Raw genomic sequence first — 18,000 nt, forward strand, 5'->3', positions numbered from 1 at the left:
CACCTGACTTAAATGAGTAATTCTTTAGCTTTTGCAACAGCTTCACTTGCATTCTCTGCATAGCAGTCTGCGCCGATCTTCTCAGCCCATGCCTGGGTTGCAGGTGCGCCACCTACCATGACCTTTATGTTGTCACGCATGCCCTGTTCCTTGAGCATCTCGATGACATCTTTCTGACCTGGAAGGGTTGTGGTCATGAGTGCGGACATTCCTACCATGTCAGCATCAGTTTCCTTAATCTTGTCAATAAAGTCCTGGAGAGGAACATCTCTGCCAATGTCGTGGACTTCAAATCCTGCGGACTGAAGCATTGTGGACACAATGGATTTTCCGATGTCGTGAACGTCTCCCTCGACTGTACCATTGACGATTACGCCGAGTTTACTGCTTGCAGCGTCCTTTGGCATGTCTTCTTCAAGAAGAGCTACACCAGCTTCCATTGCACCGGCTGCCATCATAACGTGTGGAAGGAATAACTTACCTCTTTCAAAGAGAATACCCACTTCGTTCATTCCGGCTGCAAGACCTTTTTCGATGATCTCTGCGGGAGGGATACCCTGGCCTCTTGCTTTTTCTACAGCTGCCTCGACTGCATCGTTTTTACAGGAAACGATGGCATCTGACAGTTCTTTGAACATTTCTTCATTGCTCATTACTATACCTCGTTAAACTTAGTTTTCCGGCGCTCCTCCAAATAGCAAGTAGAACCGAGAAACAATAAGTAACAATAAGCATAAAAAGAAAGTATATAGCATAAACTCAGCAAAATGTGGCTACTGCATATGAGTTGATTCATAATAAAGAAATGTTTGATCGCGAAGACATTATTACAACGTGGTTGTAATCTAATAGAGTGACTAAAACATATTGTTAGTATGAAATGAATCTACTGAAGAGCTTCAAGCTACGATAAATCAAAAACTAAACTAAAAGATAAAGTCAAATAAAAAAATAATGTCCCCAGGCAGGGGATGATAACTACTCACATGAAGAATTTTGCCCGGAGAAATCTCTTAATATTTGTGATTCTTTGCCATCTCGACCATTGCCTGGAGGTTCTCGGTAGGAGTCTTGCTCACAATACCACATCCAGGGCCGAGGAGGCCAATTCCTGCATCCAGTACCTTCTGTGACTCTTCCCTGATAGCTTCAGGTGTCTGGTTCCAGAGCATGTTAACAGGATCGAGATTACCTACTATGACAGCTCTCTCTACATTTCCTACAGCTGTTGCAGCATCTACATTCTGGTCAACACTGATACCGTCTACACCACATGTTTCCATGAGTGCAAGACCCTGGGTTGTGTCACCACAGATATGCAGTACGGTAGTTACACCGAGCTCACGCATTGCGTCGCAGATTCTCTTGTGGAAAGGTACAACGAACTTCTCGTAGAATTCATTACCGATAAGCTGTGCACTTGCGGTTGGGTCAATGATGACCATTGTGTCTGCACCGTTCTCGACCATCTTCTTGGCATATGCAACACTGAAATCAGTTGAGAATTCCATGAGTGCAAGACCGAATTCCTCATTTGTCATGATAGCCATGAACCAGTCATCACCATTGATGTGCTGTGAAAGGGAGAAAGGACCGATCATACTGCCCATGATAGGAAGTTCGTCTCCGTACTTGTCTGCAAGGATTTTGATAGCATCACAGACAACGTTAATTCTTCCCTCGTTGAGGTCATAGCCTTTGAGCTTGTCGATGTCCTCAATGGTCTTGACAACGTGGCCAACAACGGATGGCTGCTGTTCCTGTGTACCGTCTTTAATCTCACAGCCAAAGAATTCTGCTTCTGCGGTGATGTCAAAAGGAACACGCACAGCTTCAAAACCGACTACGGTGTGGCCTGCCTCTGCAAGTGTTGCCATCTTTTCAGCATCATAGTTTGCCTCGGGCCAGAATGCTCCACAGGCTTCCATCTGTTCAACGGTTCCGGTCTGAGTGACTGATATTGCAGGCATCCTGTCAACAGGCTCACCTTTAAGTGCTCTTGCTAATCTTTCTTTTGGTGAATATGTTTCCATATAAGTTTCCTCTTTTTATCTAAAAATTATAACTCTGGTCCCCACTTGCATTTACTGCCAGATTTTGTGGTTGCAGAAATTATCTCTACTCCTTTTAAATTTTCCCGTGAGCCATGAATGCTGCAATTTACCACCGCCTTTAGATTAACAATGGCTGACTTCGTACCACACGTACCACATACACCGAATCCATGTATGGTACAATTCATTATTTCACGTGCAGCAATCATCTCCTCAGTTCCAACTACTGTAAAGGCTACCTCAGTCTTGCCTTCACTTACGACCGATGTGCTTTTACCAACCGGATTTTCATCAAAGTATAATTCTACATCTATGGAATGTTTTTCTTCCACCTCATAAGGAAGACTTCCGACGCTGACTTTTACTTCAAAAGGTTCTCCGGCTATTACTTCATCAGGAGCTTCAATTAGCGGAAGATGTTGCTTTTCATCATTATTGTTCTGCGATATCATAATTTCACCTCAATCATTGCTATAATTGAATTTTGCAGTTCAGAAAAAAAAGAATGCCATGTACTGGCATCCTTCTCAATATTTATAGTGACTAACCGAATGGTACAACATTACCACAAAGAAAAGCAGTATTCCTGCTAGCAAGCTGAAGTAGCCTACAGGATCCCATAGGAAAACTATGGAACCTGTCTCACTCCATCCTACCAGTACTGAACCCTGTATCTCTGTGGGCACCACAAGACAGACAAAAGCAAGCACGAATATGAAAACTATATCAAATACTTCCATAAACACATTTTTCTTTTGTATTTCATCTGGCATAGTGAACCTCCTTAATCATAGTACCTGAATTCGTACATGTGCTGCTTGATCGAATGGCGAACTTTCCAATACCCAATAGTCTCAATAGCTACTACCAGTAGGAAGAATAGTATATACAGCCCCATGATTCCGCTTGAAACAGCTGATCCTGCATAGGACAATATTGTATATACCACGTAACCCTCTACGAATATAAGCAGCAGTATTGCACCTGCTATCAGATAAGTATCTTTTCGCAGTCCATCTTTATATTTTGCCTCTTTGACAGCATCCATTCATATCACTCCTTTGCCTCATGATGGCTCGGATTCGGCCAGCCCATTTCTTTCTCCCAGTCGAAATGTTTCATGTGCTTCTTATGCTTATAATGGAAGTAGAAATATGCTATCAGATAGAATATGAGCGCAAAGAGCAGGTTGTACCTGTAACCCCAGAACAATGTTGACATGATCACTATTGCGATTGCCATTGCAAACCAGGCGATCCAGGGCTGCAAAGGACTTGCAAAGGGACGTACTTTGCTGATATGTGACGGGAACATCTTTCTGAAGCGTATCAGGGAGAACGGTATCAAAACATAGCATACCAGACCCGATACAATAGAGAAGGTAATAACCTGGTCAAGATATCCACTGAAAGCAAATGCTATGGCAATGGGCATGGTGAAAATAACAGCCTTGTAAGGGCTCTGGTATTTCGGGTGTACTGAAGAGAACCAGTTGGACACGAAGTGATCTCTTGATAGTGCAAACCATGACCTTGAGGAATCACATACACAACCGTTAGCACTTGACAGACATGTTAGCAGGGTTCCAAGCGCAAGAAGAGCTACCAGGAAGAATACACCAGTTGACTGCGCTGCTTCAAATAGCGGGTAGACAGATACTCCAAGACCTTCTCCAGGCAAACTGGAATCAAGCAGCATTGTACATACAAAGAGAGTCATTGCTGCTCCGACGAGCAGTGTAATCATTCCGGCCTGTTGTCCCAGAGGTACAGCCCTTGAAGGACTCTTACATTCCTCAGCACACATTGCGGCTCCCTCTATTCCCAGGAAGAACCAGGGACCAAACTGCAAAGCTGCAAAAAGACCTATCAACCCATTCGGAACTGCTCCCTGGAACAGGTTTTCAGGGTGAAGTTCAAATACTCCTAGTGTTCCTGAGAAGAAAAACGCTATAATAGCAACAAATGCGATAGCAGTCATGAAGAAGTTAAGAGTCAGAGCAGCCACAACACCCCTATAATTAATGAATGTCAGGGTCGCAATTACCAGTAATGTTACCGGAAATACCTCCAGTTGGGGGAAAATCTCCTGCGCAATAAAAGCAACAACTATTGCATCCGCAGCTTCAAGAGCTATGAATTCCATATACACGGCAAGTCCTACACTTCCCGCAGCTCCCGGCCCTACAAACAGTCTTGCCCAGTCATAGGGTCCTCCTGCAAGTTTGGTTGCAGCTCCCAGTTCGCTTGCACACAAAGAAATCATGATATACATTGTTCCCGCGACAAGCATTGCCAGCAGCGCACCAAGAACCCCACCCTTTGCTATGGTGAAGTTCCATCCCATATACTCGCCCACCAGAACTATGCCTACTCCCAGAGCCCATACATGATAGGGACGCAGGGTCTTCACAAATCCCGGTGACTCTGACACCCCCTCTTCTACGAAGTGTTCATCTTTTTGAGGAATAAACACTTCCTGTGATTCTATAACTTTATCAGTCACATAATCACCTCTTTATCTTTTTGGATACTTTGCTGGCGTCCAGTAGAACCCAAGCTATCAATGCAAAAGCCAGCAAATAGATCAGTCCGTTAATGATTGTCCAATACCCATCCATCGGATTGCCTCCTGTTCCTGATTTTTTTCCATTAGTTCCATCGTTTTGAATAAAAATGCCAGTGAAGTTCTTCACCGGCAAAAAGTCTTGCAGTATACTCAGAATACAAGTCCAAGCTCTTCGAGCTTCTTGCGTGCACCTTCGTAGACCTTCACGTACTCATCGGTTGGTGTTACGGTAGCGATGTCGTAACATTCCTGGAAAGTCTTACCCTCTGGTGCACTTGCATAGTCATTCTCGTAGAGTTTGACAAGAGAGTCGAGAATCTTGTTGACTTCTCCAATATCCATACCGGATGTTGCTCTTGCGACCTCTCCCATCATCCTTGCTTCCATACCTGTTGTCTTGTCCTGAACAACACCCTTTGCAGCTGCAACACCGGACAGAATCTCACGGCCGGATGCAGTGTCAGTCATGGACTGTGCGGATGCTTCAAGCAGGCACATCTCGGTACATGGACCAGCACATGGGTAGTACTGGTTACCGGAAAGCATGTCAGTGAACTCTGAGATGGTTGCACAGGTCCAGCCTGCGATCATCAGAGTTTCCCTGGTGTTGGTAGAGCCCCAGCGGATGTGCACAGGACCGTCAAGGTGCCAGCTGGCATTGCTCATAACAAAAGCATTGATGTGGGTTGCGATATCAACGATAGCAGTCTCTTCTATGCCGCCGGCATAGCCACCAAAGATTGGCATCTGCTCATCCATGATGATGTCGCTGTTACCCTGATAGTGTGCCATGACACAAACTGCGTCAAGGTCGATCTTAAGTTCATTGAGCTGGGATACTTCGTGACTATCACTGCAGACCTGGCCACCGACGCAGTCTGAAGCGATATTTCCCTGAGCGGACAGGGAAGTCTCTGGTCCCTATATGCCTATTCCTGGCCTTCCGGCCATTGCTGCTGCGGTCTTGATGAGCCTTGTCTCGGTCTTGGCAGCGAGTACTTCGTAAGGAGTCTTTGGAATTGGAGGCTTGCCACGGACAGTCATCATGACACCGTTAACGATGGTGTCGATTTCCTTCTCAAGAGCGTAGCTCATGTGAACAGGCATGAACATGTCTTCTGAGATAGGGGAACCGGTTGGACCACCCTGAACGATTGGCTTTTTCTTGTCGCCTACGTTTCTTTTCCTGACGTTTACGGAGTCACGACCGGTTCCGAGTACGAATTCCTTCTGCACGTTGTTGATTGAGTCCCAGATTTCATCCTCGGTGTATTTTACTACACGGCTTGTGTCGGTACAGAAGATACCGCACTCAAGAAGCATGTCGAAACCTGCCTTGAACAGGTTTGCCATCATGTCCTTGTCGGTTGGAACGAATTCGTTCTTGAAGTCAAGGTTGTATTTCTGTTTGAGCTCCATTGCTTTCATAGGGATTGTCATGAGGTCCCAGTCGTCCTGGGTCATTTTCTCTCCCTTCTTTGCACGCTCATAGAATTCAAAACAATCTAATGATCTTGAAAATGCCATCTTTGAACTCTCCCTTATTTCATTATCTCAAGAGCTACACGTGCTGCATCTGCTGCATTTTCTGCTGTTGCGTCTGCGCCGATTTCCTCGATCCATGAGTCGGATACAGGTGCTCCGCCGAACATGATCTTGACGTCGTCCCTGAGACCTTCTTCCTTGAGCATCTCTACTGTGTCTTTCTGGCCGAGCATGGATGTTGTCATGAGTGCTGAACCCACAAGGATGAGCTTCTGGCCCTTGTTCTTTGCTACTTCTTCAACAATTGAGTCGTTTGGTATGTCTACACCAAGGTCGATGATGTTGAATCCGTTTGCACCTAACATGGTTGAGACTAAGCGGTGACCGATGTCGTGGATGTCTCCTTCCTGTACATATGTGATTGCGGTTCCTACACCTTCTCCAGTCTTTTCTTCTGCAAGGATAGGGGTGAGAATTTCCATTGCTGCGTTCATTGCCTTGGCAGACATCATGATCTGTGGAAGGTAGATCTCGGCTGCTTCAAACCTGTCACCGACGATTTTCATTCCTACGGAAAGACCGCCTTCGATTGCTTCAACTGCACCGATACCTGCATCCAGGGCTTCCTGGGTAGCTGCGGCACAGCCATTGATATCCTGATTGACTATAGCGTCTCTGAGTTTGTCTAAAAGTTCTTGATTGGACATGTTTTACCTCTAAAATTCCAATTTCATATTTTTTTACAGTGTTGCAACTATCCGATAACCAGCATCCCGGAAAACCAACACATACCGGGAACTCATTCAACGGCAAACAACACCTAATGAATGGAAAGACATTGTGACATATAGCATAATTCGTGCTGATTTTCCATTAACTTCCTTACATTATCCTGAATATGTGAATTTGAAAAAAGGAGGAACATTCCGGACCAAAACTGAATATTAACATAGACCTGCTATTTGCAGGAAGTATGTGAATTGTCATATACCTCGTGACTTGTAAGAACCTATATGAATTTACAGCTAAATTACATTAATATAATACTAACTCAAAGAAGCTTAATAATCAGGATATTAAGAGCATGAAATCATCACTGGTCAACGTTGTGTGGTTCTCTGAAAAAAGAAGAAACCTACTACTGCTTTTGAAAGAGGGTAAAAGGGATATCGAGCAGATAAAAAAATCCCTGAATGTGACAAGCAGGTCTATAATGCCACAGATAAAGACACTTAAGCATTATCATCTTATTGTCCAGGAAGGCGACTATTATAGCCTTACAGGGGTAGGCGAAATCGTTGTTAAAAACATGCTTCCTTTCATGGAAAATTCCAGGATACTGGAAGAAAACAGGGAATTTTGGGCCAGTCGCAATATAGATGCAATACCCCCGCACCTGTTCAGCAATATCAGGAAACTTGGGCACTATTTTCTGATTGAGCCCGACATAAACCATTTATTCGAACTTCCCAGGGAATTTATTGAAAACATACCAAAATCGAAGCATGTTACAACTTTTGTTTCATATCTTCATCCTGCTTTTCCTTCACTTTACTCAGAAGCATCCCTTTCAGGTGTGAAAATATCGCTTTTAATAACAAAGGAAACCCTTGAAAAGCTGGAACACGAGCATTATGAGGATTTCCGGAATATGACCGAAGTCGATAACATAGATATATTCCTTTACCAGGGAAATCTTAAAATCCCGATGGTAACGGTAACTGATTGGTTCAGCTACATCTGCCTTTTTAACAAGGAAGGAAGGTATGATCACAGAGACATAATAAGCTTTGATGAAAGTGCCCTAAGCTGGTGTCAAGACCTGTTTGAGCATTACATGCAAAACTCAAAAAAATTCAATCCTGAAAAAATTGCAGAACCATTAATAGGTATTTCGGAGATGAGTTAAATGGGGTCCTCCCTATTAGAAACGGTCTGGTTTTCGGAAAAAAGGAAGAAATTACTCTTGTTGCTACTTGACGGTCCGAAGAGCTCCGAAGAAATAAAGAAAGCCTTTGGAGTTAACTGGCGTTCTTTGATATTACCCATTAAAGAACTCAGGGAGGAAGGGCTTGTCCTTAAAGAAGATGGAAATTATCAATTGTCGCTTACCGGTAAACTTCTCACTGAAAGTGTAAAGCCTATAGATAGTGTTTTGGATCTTTTCGAAGATAACACGGAATACTGGGCTCACCGGAATCTGACCACAATCCCACAGCAACTTCGGGATAGAATCGGTGAAATAGGAGATCACAGGATCATTGAACCCGACCTGAACCATATGTTCGAGCCACCTGAAGAGGTTTTCAGCCTCCTCAGAAACTCCAGCTTTGTGTATTCGGTATTTTCAATATATCATCCCCTGTATCCGCCACTCTATTGCGAGCTTGCCGAAAAAGGTATCCACGTGTCATTAATAGTCACCGAACCGGTGCTTGAAAGGATGCAGGAAGACTGCAGAGAAGAGATAAAGAAAATGGGACACCTTCAGAACACAAACCTGTTCCTATACAGAACAGAAAAGACAGGTATGATTCCTCCTTCAATAGTGGCCACAAACAGGATATTCATGGCAAGTTTCTTCAGATCCAATGGAAAATACGACCACAGGGACGTTATGAGTTTTACAGAAAGTTCCATGGAATGGGGTGAAGGACTTTTCGAACACTACAAAGTTAACTCTTGCGAATTGACAGATCCCGGAAAATAAAATCTGCAAGACAATTATCCCGTCACACAGGAAAAAAAGGTATCATCAGATGAAAACACTCCATAAATTAAGACCCAGCCAGATGCCCATCAAAGCAAAGTTGACCCTGTATATAGTAATAGGGGTCTTTCTGGTGCTTGCAACTTCAACAGCCGTGAGCATCTCAACTGTCATTGCACAGGAAAGGGAACTGGCGTACTTGCAGTCAGTGGAAATGGCAAGACACTATGCAAACCAATTTGACGGGGACATGAAAGCAAACATGGCAATTGCAAATACTCTTGCCCGCACTATGGAAAGATACCAGTCAGCAGACAGGGAAGAAGTCAACGATATCCTTCAAAACGTACTTGAGGAGTATCCTTCTCTCACCGGAGTCTATGTAGGATATGAGGAAAATGCATTTGATGGCAGGGACGATGAATATGCAGGGACCCCTGGCCATGATTCAACAGGAAGGTTCGTCCCTTACTGGAACACAATAAGAGGACCTATCAGCGTTGAACCACTGGTAAACTACGAAGAACAAGACTATTATCAAGTACCTGAAAAAACGAAAGCCTCAGTTGTCACCGAGCCTTACTTTTATCAGGGTATTTTCATGGTCAGTTTTGATGCACCGATTTTCCGGGATGAGGAATTTGTGGGAATTGCAGGTGTAGATGTATCGTTAGAGTATATCGACGAGGAAGTAAGCGACATAAAGGCCTTTGACACGGGCTATGCGTTTGTAACCGGAAACACCGGAATTATCGTATCTCATCCTGAATATAAAGACAGGATGGGCACCCAGACACTTTATGATTTTGACATACCTTCAATTTCAGAAGCTGCTGACGATATCAAGCATGGAAAAGGAGGAAGCCTGGAAACCATTGATCCAGCCAGTGGTAAAGAAGTTATCATGTTCTATGAGCCTGTTAAGACCGGAAATTATTCCTTCGTGCTGGTAGTCCCAAAAGAAGAAATGTATGCAGGAGCAACTTATCTCGGAAACCAGCTGATGGTCATATCTGCAATCTCAATCGGCTTTATGGCTGCGATCTCTTACCTTATCGCAGTATCAATTACTTCCCCCATAAACAGGATAGTCGATAATTTCAGGCAAATAGCAAAGGATGCTGTAAACGGAAAACTTGATACCCGGGCGGAAATGGATGTGGAAAAAGATTTCAAGGAGATACCTTCAGGCCTTAACGATATCCTTGAAGCTGTCATTGCTCCTTTACGTGAAACGAGGAGAGTGACAAATGCCCTTGCAAAGGGTGAACTGGAGGCACGTACTGAGCTGGAACTGAAAGGCGAGTTCAAACAACTGGGAGATACGCTTAACAATTTTGCAGATTCTCTGAATGACATTGTTGCAGACTCCAATAAAGTGCTTACTGCCATACAGAATGACGATTTTTCACGTGGTGTACGGGTACATGGTGAAGGAGATTTCAAAATACTGACCGATGGAATTGAAGAGACCAGAAATTCCTTAAGCATGGCCGTTTCAGAGCAGAAAAAAGCCGAGAAGGCCCTGAGAGATTCTGAAAAAAAGTTCAGGACATTGTTTGAAAGCCCTAATGATGCGATATACCTACATGACCTGTGGGGCAGATTCATAGAAGTAAACGAAGTTGCATGCGAAAGAATGGGTTACACTTATTCCGAATTTCTTACAATGACTCAAATGGATATCGACGCTTCCTATAGCGGAAGAGAGCTTCTGAGGAGAATCCGGGTACTCTGCAGATTAAGAAGCAATCTTCTTGAAACAGTCCATATGAGAAAAGATGGTTCGACTTTTCCTGTGGAACTTAGCAGTCGAATTGTCAAGTATAACGGAAGTACCGCAGTAATTACAATTGCACGTGATATCAGCAAAAGAAAGCAGACTGAGAGAGCCCTGAAAGATTATGCAGAAGAACTCAAGCGCTCCAATGAATTAAAAGAAGAAATGGAAAACATTATCAATCACAGTCCTGTTATCGTTTTTAAATGGAGATCAAAAAGAAACTGGCCTGTGGAATTCGTATCTAGTAACGTAGAACAGATCGGGTATACAGTTGAAGATTTCACATCCAATCGCATAAACTATGCTGATATAGTTCACACAGAGGATGCATGGAGAATGCATTTACGCCTGTCCAAATACTATCATACGAAAACCACCGAATTTAATTGGGAATACAGAATATTCACCAAGTCAGGAGAGGTCAGGTGGGTCGATGAAAGAACATTTATCCGCCACAATAACGACGGAAGTATTACCCTGCAGGGTATCATACTTGACATCACCGAGCGTAAAATGGCCGAAGAAGCACTGTTGCAAAACGAGAAAATACGTAAGAAGGAAATCCATCATCGTGTTAAGAATAATCTGCAGGTAATATCAAGCCTGCTTTACCTTGCATCTGATAATTTCAAGGACAAGGATGTCATAGAAGCTTTTCTGGATAGCCGCAATCGTGTAAGATCAATGGCCCTGATACACGAAGAGCTTTACCAGTCAAAAGATATGTCCAATATCGATTTTGCAGAATATACCGAGAACCTGCTGGAATACCTGTCCAAATCATATGTGTTAGACAGCAAAAATATCTCACTTAATTCAAACATCGAAGATGTGCATTTGGGAGTTGATACTGCTGTTCCACTTGGAATGATTATCAACGAACTTGTTTCAAACTCATTGAAACATGCTTTCCTCAATGGTGAACAAGGGACAATCAATGTAGGACTGAGAGTCCGGGATGATCGTTTTGTCCTTAAAATCAAGGATAACGGTATCGGATTTCCATCTGATATGGACTTCAGGAATACAGAATCCTTAGGTTTACAACTTGTGATTACCCTGGTGGATCAAATTGATGGTACTATCAAACTGAATACTGAGAAAGGAACTGAATTTACCATAGATTTTAAAGAAGTGAATTAGAGGTGGAGAGATGGAGAAGCCGAAAATATTGGTTGTCGAAGATGAAAACGTTGTAGCATTGGAAATAAAGAAGAGACTGGTAAAACTTGGATACGTGGTACCCAGTGTGGCTGCATCTGGAAAAGATGCCATCAGCAAAGCAAAAGGCTTTCTTCCTGACCTAGTGCTTATGGATATCAGGCTCAAAGGGGAAATGGATGGTATTGAAGCTGCAAATGAGATCAGGAAGCAGTTCGGTACCCCCGTGATCTACCTTACCGCCCACTCGGATGAAGAAACGCTTAAAAGGGCAAAACAGACAGCTCCCGAAGGATATATACTAAAGCCTTTTGAAGAAGATGATTTGCGTACAATTATCGAAGTTGCTCTCTATAAGAATCAGAAAAAACCTGAAAGTGAAGAAGAAAAAGCATAAAGTTCTAACTTAAAAAAAGGTCAAACCAAAAACAAACATAGTGACAGGTTTTGTTATTTTCTTATTTGCATCCATACTCGTTGGGATATCAGTCTTTTTGCTTCTGAAAAGTACCATGTGAGCTGAAAGTTTGCAAACTAGTTGAATATTGACATAGAATCATGCTAAATATATCTTGATTTAATATTTATGAGACTCAATTTTGCCATTATTGGTAACGTCTTTGACACAAGCTGTGATAGAGGAAAAATAATGGGTAAAATATTTGCTCCTTTCAATCTTGATGATGCTATAAAACAGTTCACCATAGCGATGTTTCTGTTTTGTGTAATAGTGATAGGATGGTGTCTGATATGTCAACCTTGAAAATGATGTTGTTGAAATTTGACGGTTTTGGTCTAAAGAATGAAGAACAAGCTCTAGCAGAAATGATTTTAACAACAGGAGTATTCAATAACGTCTACCGTTTTTCTACCCTTGATACTGATGTAGAATCATGGGAGGAAGATTTTTCAGGGCCTGCATTATGTTTTTTCACCACTATAGTAAAGATATTTAAGGAGGCTGATATGGAATGAGTGAAAAAGACGAAAAGTATACTCAAGATCAGGAGGATGAGGAGTTCTTTTCTGTGCATACAGGGAAAGAATATACTCGTCTATATCCATAGAGGAGATGTATCCGTACATCTCCTTTACTTCCCCCAGCTGTGAATCAGTAATTTTATATAACAAAAAGTAATCCAGCAAGACAAAAGGTATAAGTACTTCCCCATAGGGACAATAAATATATATGCCGATGAGGAAGACTCTTCAATGGGTCGAACTTCTAAAATATTGGAACTTTCGATGACATTGAAGTAGAAAATGCTACAAAATTAGCATATTTCAGTTCAGAGAAGAATTACAACGGTAATCCGTTATTTCAATGCATTCGGAATAATTCTCAGCCTTTAATAGGATAAAATCGATTAGGCATATTTTGTTCGGTTCATTATTTATCCCGGTAGACAAAAATCGCGTTGTCGGAGTTTACAATAAAACCTGAAGAAGAAGGAAGGAAACCAAATGTTATTCACAAAAAGCAATGGAAGCAACTGGAAAAATGAATTTCTCGGATTTTAGGAAATGATTAAAAAAGAGCCCAATATAAGGAGCGTACAGCATGGAAAAAAAGCCATTAGACTCATTAATATCTAAAAACGGTTTATGGGTGTCAAGAAACGGTCGCCTGCATGGAATAAGAAGTTGCGAGGCATCCCAGAAGAACCTGCGAATAGTTATGGATTGTGGAGAAGTTGTTACAGTCAGGAACTCTAAATCCAGCAGGGCTGCAAGATCTCTCAGGAATCGCAAATTCAACAAACCCTGCAAAAGATGCCGTCTCCCGGAAGACAAAATAAAAGAATTCTCAGCAAAAGTATCCAAAAGCGAAGTAAAAGTAACAGTCAGGACCATACCTTCGTCACAATTCAATTCATACAGAAGTAAAAGCCCGGACATGACGGTGCCAACTTCAAATTCACTTCAGCAACAGTCCGGTCAGGTTGAAACTGCACCACCTACTCATTCTACTGATGCGATTCAAAAGCAAACTAAACCTGTTGCTGCACAGACCCCTGCACCACAAGCAAAGACGCACAAACCCAAGGTCAAGAAAGAAATCAACCGACCTTCCCCAAAACCTGTCAAAGCTGCAAAAGCGGATTTCACCCAGAGCCAGAAGAACAGAATTCTATCATTGCTCGGACCAGGGGAAATGATATCATTTTCAAAGGAAAAGCGTTCCTTTGCAGAAATGGAATCCGCAATGGTAACAGAAAGGAAAAAAGACATCAGGGAAATCTATGAAAACAGCAGGGAAAACCTGCTTGGAAAACTTGAGAGAACAATAACAGAGTTCTTCGTGGATATGGGTTTCCTTGAGGTAAAATCACCCATACTCATCCCATTCGAGTATATGGAAAGAATGGGAGTCGGGGAAGATAAGAAGCTCTCCGAGCAGATATTCAGGGTCGATGACAATATGTGCCTGCGTCCCATGCTTGCACCCGGCCTGTACAATCATCTGCGCAAATTGGATAATGTACTTCCGGACCCGGTCAGGATTTTCGAGATCGGACCATGTTATCGTAAAGAATCGGACGGCAGCAGCCATCTTGAAGAATTCACCATGCTTAACTTCTGCCAGATGGGATCAAACTGCACAAGAAAGAACCTCGAGTTTCTGATTGATGAATTCCTGGAATTTCTGGGAATTGAGTATGAGATCGTTGCTGATAGCTGCATGGTCTACGGAGAGACCATGGATGTGATGCATAAGAAAATGGAGCTCTCATCCGCAGTGGTCGGACCCATACCCATGGATATGGACTGGGGTATCGATAAACCCTGGATAGGAGCTGGCTTTGGTCTTGAAAGACTGTTGAAGGCAAAACACAATTTCAAGAACATAAAGCGTGCCGCAAGGTCTGAGTCCTACTACAACGGGGTCAGCATAAACCTGTGAGGTGAGAAATTGCTTAAAAACATGATGCAACAAGATCTTGACAACCTTGCAGAAGAAATATTGAATGGCTCAAAGCTCACAGACAACGAGCTCAGGGAATTGCTCAGCATTACTGACAAGGAAGAGCTTGAAAAACTCTATTATGTTTCAAGGAAAGTCAGAGACCACTTTTTCGAAAATAAGGTCTTCCTCTACAGTTTCGTTTATTTTTCAACATATTGCAAGAATAAATGCACATTCTGCTATTACAGGGAATCCAACAGCATAAACAGATACAGACTTGACATCAATGAAGTAAGGAACATATGCCGCGCCCTGAAGGGAGAGAACATTCACATGGTAGACCTGACCATGGGAGAAGACCCTTATTTCCATGAGCACCCTGAAAGATTCACTGATGTTGTCAGGATGGTAAAAACAGAACTAAACCTGCCAATTATGATCTCTCCGGGAGTTTTGCAAAACGAGTCCCTGAAAGAACTCCACGACAATGGTGCCAATTTCCTTGCACTGTACCAGGAGACACATGACAGGGAACTCTACGGAAAACTGAGAGTAGGACAGTCCTTTGAAGACAGGGTCAATGCACGCAGTTTCGCAAAAAGCATAGGTTACTGCGTCGAGGACGGTATACTGACAGGTGTCGGTAACGACATAGAATCGACCATTAAGTCCCTTAGAGGTATGGAAAACAACAGACCTGACATGGTAAGGGTCATGACTTTTGTTCCACAGGAAGGAACCCCTCTTGGAAAGAAGGACCCGGAGTCAAGCATCGAAGAACTCAAAATAATAGCAATACTGAGACTCATGTTCCCTGACAGGCTCATACCGGCATCTCTCGACCTTGAAGGTATTCCCGGCATGGTACACAGGTTAAATGCCGGAGCAAATGTAGTTACATCCATAATTCCTTCAAACTCAACCCTTGAAGGTGTTGTCAACTATGACAGGGACCTCGAAGAAAGGGACAGGGACCCGAAAAGTGTTATTAAGAGTCTCAAAGCCATGGGCATGGAACCTGCAAGCCAGGATGATTTTAACAAAATTCTGGAAAGGAAACATGAAATCCCGGCGGTACCACTATGAGGAAAATCTGCATCATAGGTGGCAAACTGCAGGGATTTGAGGTAACATACCTTGCACATAAGGCAGGAATGAAAGTAGTCTTGGTGGACCGCAAGGAAAAACCCTTGATACAAAATGTTGTGGACGATTTTCAATGTTTTGACATAATCAGGGAACCTGAAAAACTCAGGGAAATTTCAGAGAATGTGGATGCTATAATACCCGTAAATGAAAACCTGGAGACCATCGAATCCCTGAAAAACCTGAAAGATGGACTATCTTGCCCCCTGCTGTTTGATTTTACTTCCTACTATACCAGCATGGATAAGAAGCGCTCGAAGGATTTCTTTTATTCAATTGACATACCCACACCTGCTGACAATCCCGGATCACCTCCGTATTTCGTCAAACCTCCGTGTGAAAGCAGCAGCGTGGGTACTTCTATAATATACGATGACACAGAGCTGGAAGGACTTGACCCTTCCATGCTGGTGGAAGAGTATGTAGAAGGAGATGTTGTCTCTCTCGAAGTTGTCGGGGACGGGGAGAATTTTAAGCTTGCAAAGGAAACAAAAGTACATGTTGATGAAACCTATGACTGCCATATGGTAACACCAATCCGCCATCACCAGGAACTGAGAGATATTTCCCTTAAACTGGCAAAAAACCTGAAACTTCGGGGAATAATGGACATCGAAGCAATAGACAGTCCCGACGGGCCTAAAGTGCTGGAGATAGATGCAAGATTTCCCAGCCAGACGCCTTCTATCGTTTACCACTCCTCAGGAATAAACCTTGTAGAAGTGCTGCTCCAGGCCTTCATGACCGGTATCAAAGAGACAGACAGTTCAAAAGCCGTTCCCGACAGGAATCACTGCACCTTTGAACATCTTGCTTTAAATGAAGGAGAACTCGTACCGGTGGGCGAGCATGTGATTTCACAGGGTACAGATTATCATGTATTCCATACTTCCGGAGGACTTGATATCTTCGAATGCATCGGAAACACAAGGGTCTTCACCCTTGTAAGCTGGGGTCCGGAAAAAGAAGAGGCTGAGAACAACAGGCAAAGGGGACTAGGTATTGTGAGGGAACATCTCGGAATTACAAAGAAGGAGGAATAAAAATGGCACTTTTAACACCAGAGGACCTCGAAAACCTGTCGGTACAAATTGAGGAAAACGATGAAATAATAAAAAGAGTCACCGGCCTTAATATCAAAGAAATATGCGAGGAACTGTACGAAACAAAACTTAATTCCCCTAAAATCGGAATTATCCCCATAACAGCAGGAAACGGGATAATCAGCAACTTTACTTCATCATTGCTTTTCATAGTGCAGTATTTCGGGCTTGAAGGTTTTATTACAGAACATCCTGACATTACAGGCTATCATGAAGCTGTTTCCCAGGGTGCTGACATTTTACTGATGGCAGATGACCATATCTTTGTTGCACATAACCTACGCAACGAGAAGATAGTTAGCAATCATGTTGCAACCGGAGTGATATATGCTGAGATTGCATCAAAATTCAAAGAAGCTTCTTCAAAAGATATACTTGTCATTGGCCTCGGAAGAGTAGGTTATGCAGGAGCAAGCCATCTTGTGAATAAGGGTTTCAATGTTTATGCCTGTGATCCTAACAAGGAATTCCTCAGGAAAGCTGTCGACGAATTAGGCATAAAACCCTACTGCAGTGATGACCGCAAGAAATTCTCTATGGTACTTGAAGCTACACCAAATGCCGATACCATTTCCGAAGGCATGATTGAGGAAAGATGCCTGGTCTCGACTCCCGGGATACCCTGCGGCTTACCTCCCCAAATAGGAAGTAAATATCGTGTTGACCTTGTTATGGAACCCCTTGTGATAGGAGTTGCTTCAATGTTATATTCCGTCATCTGAAGATTAAAAGAGAATGAAATTTTTTTCATTCTTTTTTCTTTAGTCCCGTAATATCCTGGATTGTACCCTGGTAATGGGTCACAACCCCTTCATCGTTATGATGGATTAACGTCTGCTCTTGCACTCATCTCTGTTTTTCCTTCAAACCTGATTTTGACAGTTTTTATTTTTTACTTAATAGAATGGCTTCTCTTTAACCAACATTTTAGTTTTTTTGTCGGAAAAAGACAGTTAACAGTTTGAACAATATAATCGAAATATATATATACTATTCAAAAACGAAGTTAGCACAAGTTATTCAATAATATATATAATAAATAAAAAAATATAAATAGAAGAATAGTATATATGTGCGTAATT

Annotated in this window: 16 protein-coding genes and 1 pseudogene; 9 read left to right on the forward strand and 8 right to left on the reverse strand. The window is 42.7% G+C overall.

Annotated features, from left to right (window positions below):
- Positions 1-8 precede the first annotated feature (8 nt).
- The 8 genes and pseudogenes from mtbC to V7O62_RS08995 form a co-directional block, all read right to left on the reverse strand.
- Complete coding sequence (mtbC, locus tag V7O62_RS08960) at positions 9-653, reverse strand: dimethylamine corrinoid protein MtbC (RefSeq protein ID WP_406655956.1); 645 nt, start codon at positions 651-653, stop codon at positions 9-11.
- A gap of 360 nt (positions 654-1,013) precedes the next feature.
- Positions 1,014-2,033 (reverse strand): methylcobamide:CoM methyltransferase MtbA, encoded by a 1,020-nt coding sequence (gene mtbA / locus V7O62_RS08965; RefSeq protein ID WP_406655957.1) that lies wholly within the window; start codon positions 2,031-2,033, stop codon positions 1,014-1,016.
- A 26-nt stretch (positions 2,034-2,059) separates the two neighbouring features.
- Positions 2,060-2,506: a desulfoferrodoxin family protein gene (locus V7O62_RS08970; RefSeq protein ID WP_406655958.1), complete on the reverse strand. Its 447-nt coding sequence runs from the start codon at positions 2,504-2,506 to the stop codon at positions 2,060-2,062.
- 75 nt (positions 2,507-2,581) lie between these two features.
- Positions 2,582-2,827 (reverse strand): AcrB/AcrD/AcrF family protein, encoded by a 246-nt coding sequence (locus V7O62_RS08975; protein WP_406655959.1) that lies wholly within the window; start codon positions 2,825-2,827, stop codon positions 2,582-2,584.
- 11 nt (positions 2,828-2,838) lie between these two features.
- Positions 2,839-3,102 carry a monomethylamine permease gene (locus tag V7O62_RS08980; protein ID WP_406655960.1) on the reverse strand — a complete coding sequence of 88 codons (264 nt, stop codon included), beginning with the start codon at positions 3,100-3,102 and terminating at the stop codon, positions 2,839-2,841.
- A gap of 5 nt (positions 3,103-3,107) precedes the next feature.
- Positions 3,108-4,487 carry an APC family permease gene (locus tag V7O62_RS08985; RefSeq protein WP_406658278.1) on the reverse strand — a complete coding sequence of 460 codons (1,380 nt, stop codon included), beginning with the start codon at positions 4,485-4,487 and terminating at the stop codon, positions 3,108-3,110.
- Positions 4,488-4,772: 285 nt separating this feature from the next.
- A pseudogene (locus V7O62_RS08990) lies at positions 4,773-6,149 on the reverse strand (monomethylamine:corrinoid methyltransferase).
- A gap of 14 nt (positions 6,150-6,163) precedes the next feature.
- Positions 6,164-6,814, reverse strand: coding sequence for a methyltransferase cognate corrinoid protein (locus V7O62_RS08995; protein ID WP_406655961.1), 651 nt, complete (start codon positions 6,812-6,814; stop codon positions 6,164-6,166).
- Positions 6,815-7,191: 377 nt separating this feature from the next.
- On the opposite strand from V7O62_RS08995, the gene V7O62_RS09000 reads away from it, so the two are divergent.
- The 9 genes from V7O62_RS09000 to pylD all read left to right on the forward strand — a co-directional run bounded on the left by V7O62_RS09000 (position 7,192) and on the right by pylD (position 17,640).
- Complete coding sequence (locus V7O62_RS09000) at positions 7,192-8,016, forward strand: helix-turn-helix transcriptional regulator (protein WP_406655962.1); 825 nt, start codon at positions 7,192-7,194, stop codon at positions 8,014-8,016.
- Positions 8,017-8,817 carry a helix-turn-helix transcriptional regulator gene (locus V7O62_RS09005; protein ID WP_406655963.1) on the forward strand — a complete coding sequence of 267 codons (801 nt, stop codon included), beginning with the start codon at positions 8,017-8,019 and terminating at the stop codon, positions 8,815-8,817.
- A gap of 49 nt (positions 8,818-8,866) precedes the next feature.
- Entirely contained in the window at positions 8,867-11,743 is a 2,877-nt protein-coding gene (locus V7O62_RS09010; protein ID WP_406655964.1) for a PAS domain S-box protein, read from the forward strand.
- Between the two features lie 10 nt (positions 11,744-11,753).
- Positions 11,754-12,158 carry a response regulator gene (locus V7O62_RS09015; RefSeq protein WP_406655965.1) on the forward strand — a complete coding sequence of 135 codons (405 nt, stop codon included), beginning with the start codon at positions 11,754-11,756 and terminating at the stop codon, positions 12,156-12,158.
- A gap of 353 nt (positions 12,159-12,511) precedes the next feature.
- Entirely contained in the window at positions 12,512-12,736 is a 225-nt protein-coding gene (locus tag V7O62_RS09020) for a hypothetical protein (protein ID WP_406655967.1), read from the forward strand.
- Positions 12,737-13,322: 586 nt separating this feature from the next.
- Positions 13,323-14,666 carry a pyrrolysine--tRNA(Pyl) ligase gene (gene pylS / locus V7O62_RS09025; protein WP_406655968.1) on the forward strand — a complete coding sequence of 448 codons (1,344 nt, stop codon included), beginning with the start codon at positions 13,323-13,325 and terminating at the stop codon, positions 14,664-14,666.
- Positions 14,667-14,687: 21 nt separating this feature from the next.
- Positions 14,688-15,755 carry a methylornithine synthase PylB gene (pylB, locus tag V7O62_RS09030; protein ID WP_406658279.1) on the forward strand — a complete coding sequence of 356 codons (1,068 nt, stop codon included), beginning with the start codon at positions 14,688-14,690 and terminating at the stop codon, positions 15,753-15,755.
- Positions 15,752-16,858 (forward strand): 3-methylornithine--L-lysine ligase PylC, encoded by a 1,107-nt coding sequence (gene pylC, locus V7O62_RS09035; protein WP_406655969.1) that lies wholly within the window; start codon positions 15,752-15,754, stop codon positions 16,856-16,858. Before pylB ends, pylC begins: the two co-directional genes overlap by 4 nt.
- A 2-nt stretch (positions 16,859-16,860) precedes the next feature.
- Positions 16,861-17,640 (forward strand): 3-methylornithyl-N6-L-lysine dehydrogenase PylD, encoded by a 780-nt coding sequence (gene pylD, locus V7O62_RS09040; RefSeq protein WP_406655970.1) that lies wholly within the window; start codon positions 16,861-16,863, stop codon positions 17,638-17,640.
- The last annotated feature ends 360 nt before the right edge of the window (positions 17,641-18,000 follow it).

This window comes from Methanolobus sp. ZRKC2, assembly GCF_045291185.1.
Classification (GTDB): domain Archaea; phylum Halobacteriota; class Methanosarcinia; order Methanosarcinales; family Methanosarcinaceae; genus Methanolobus.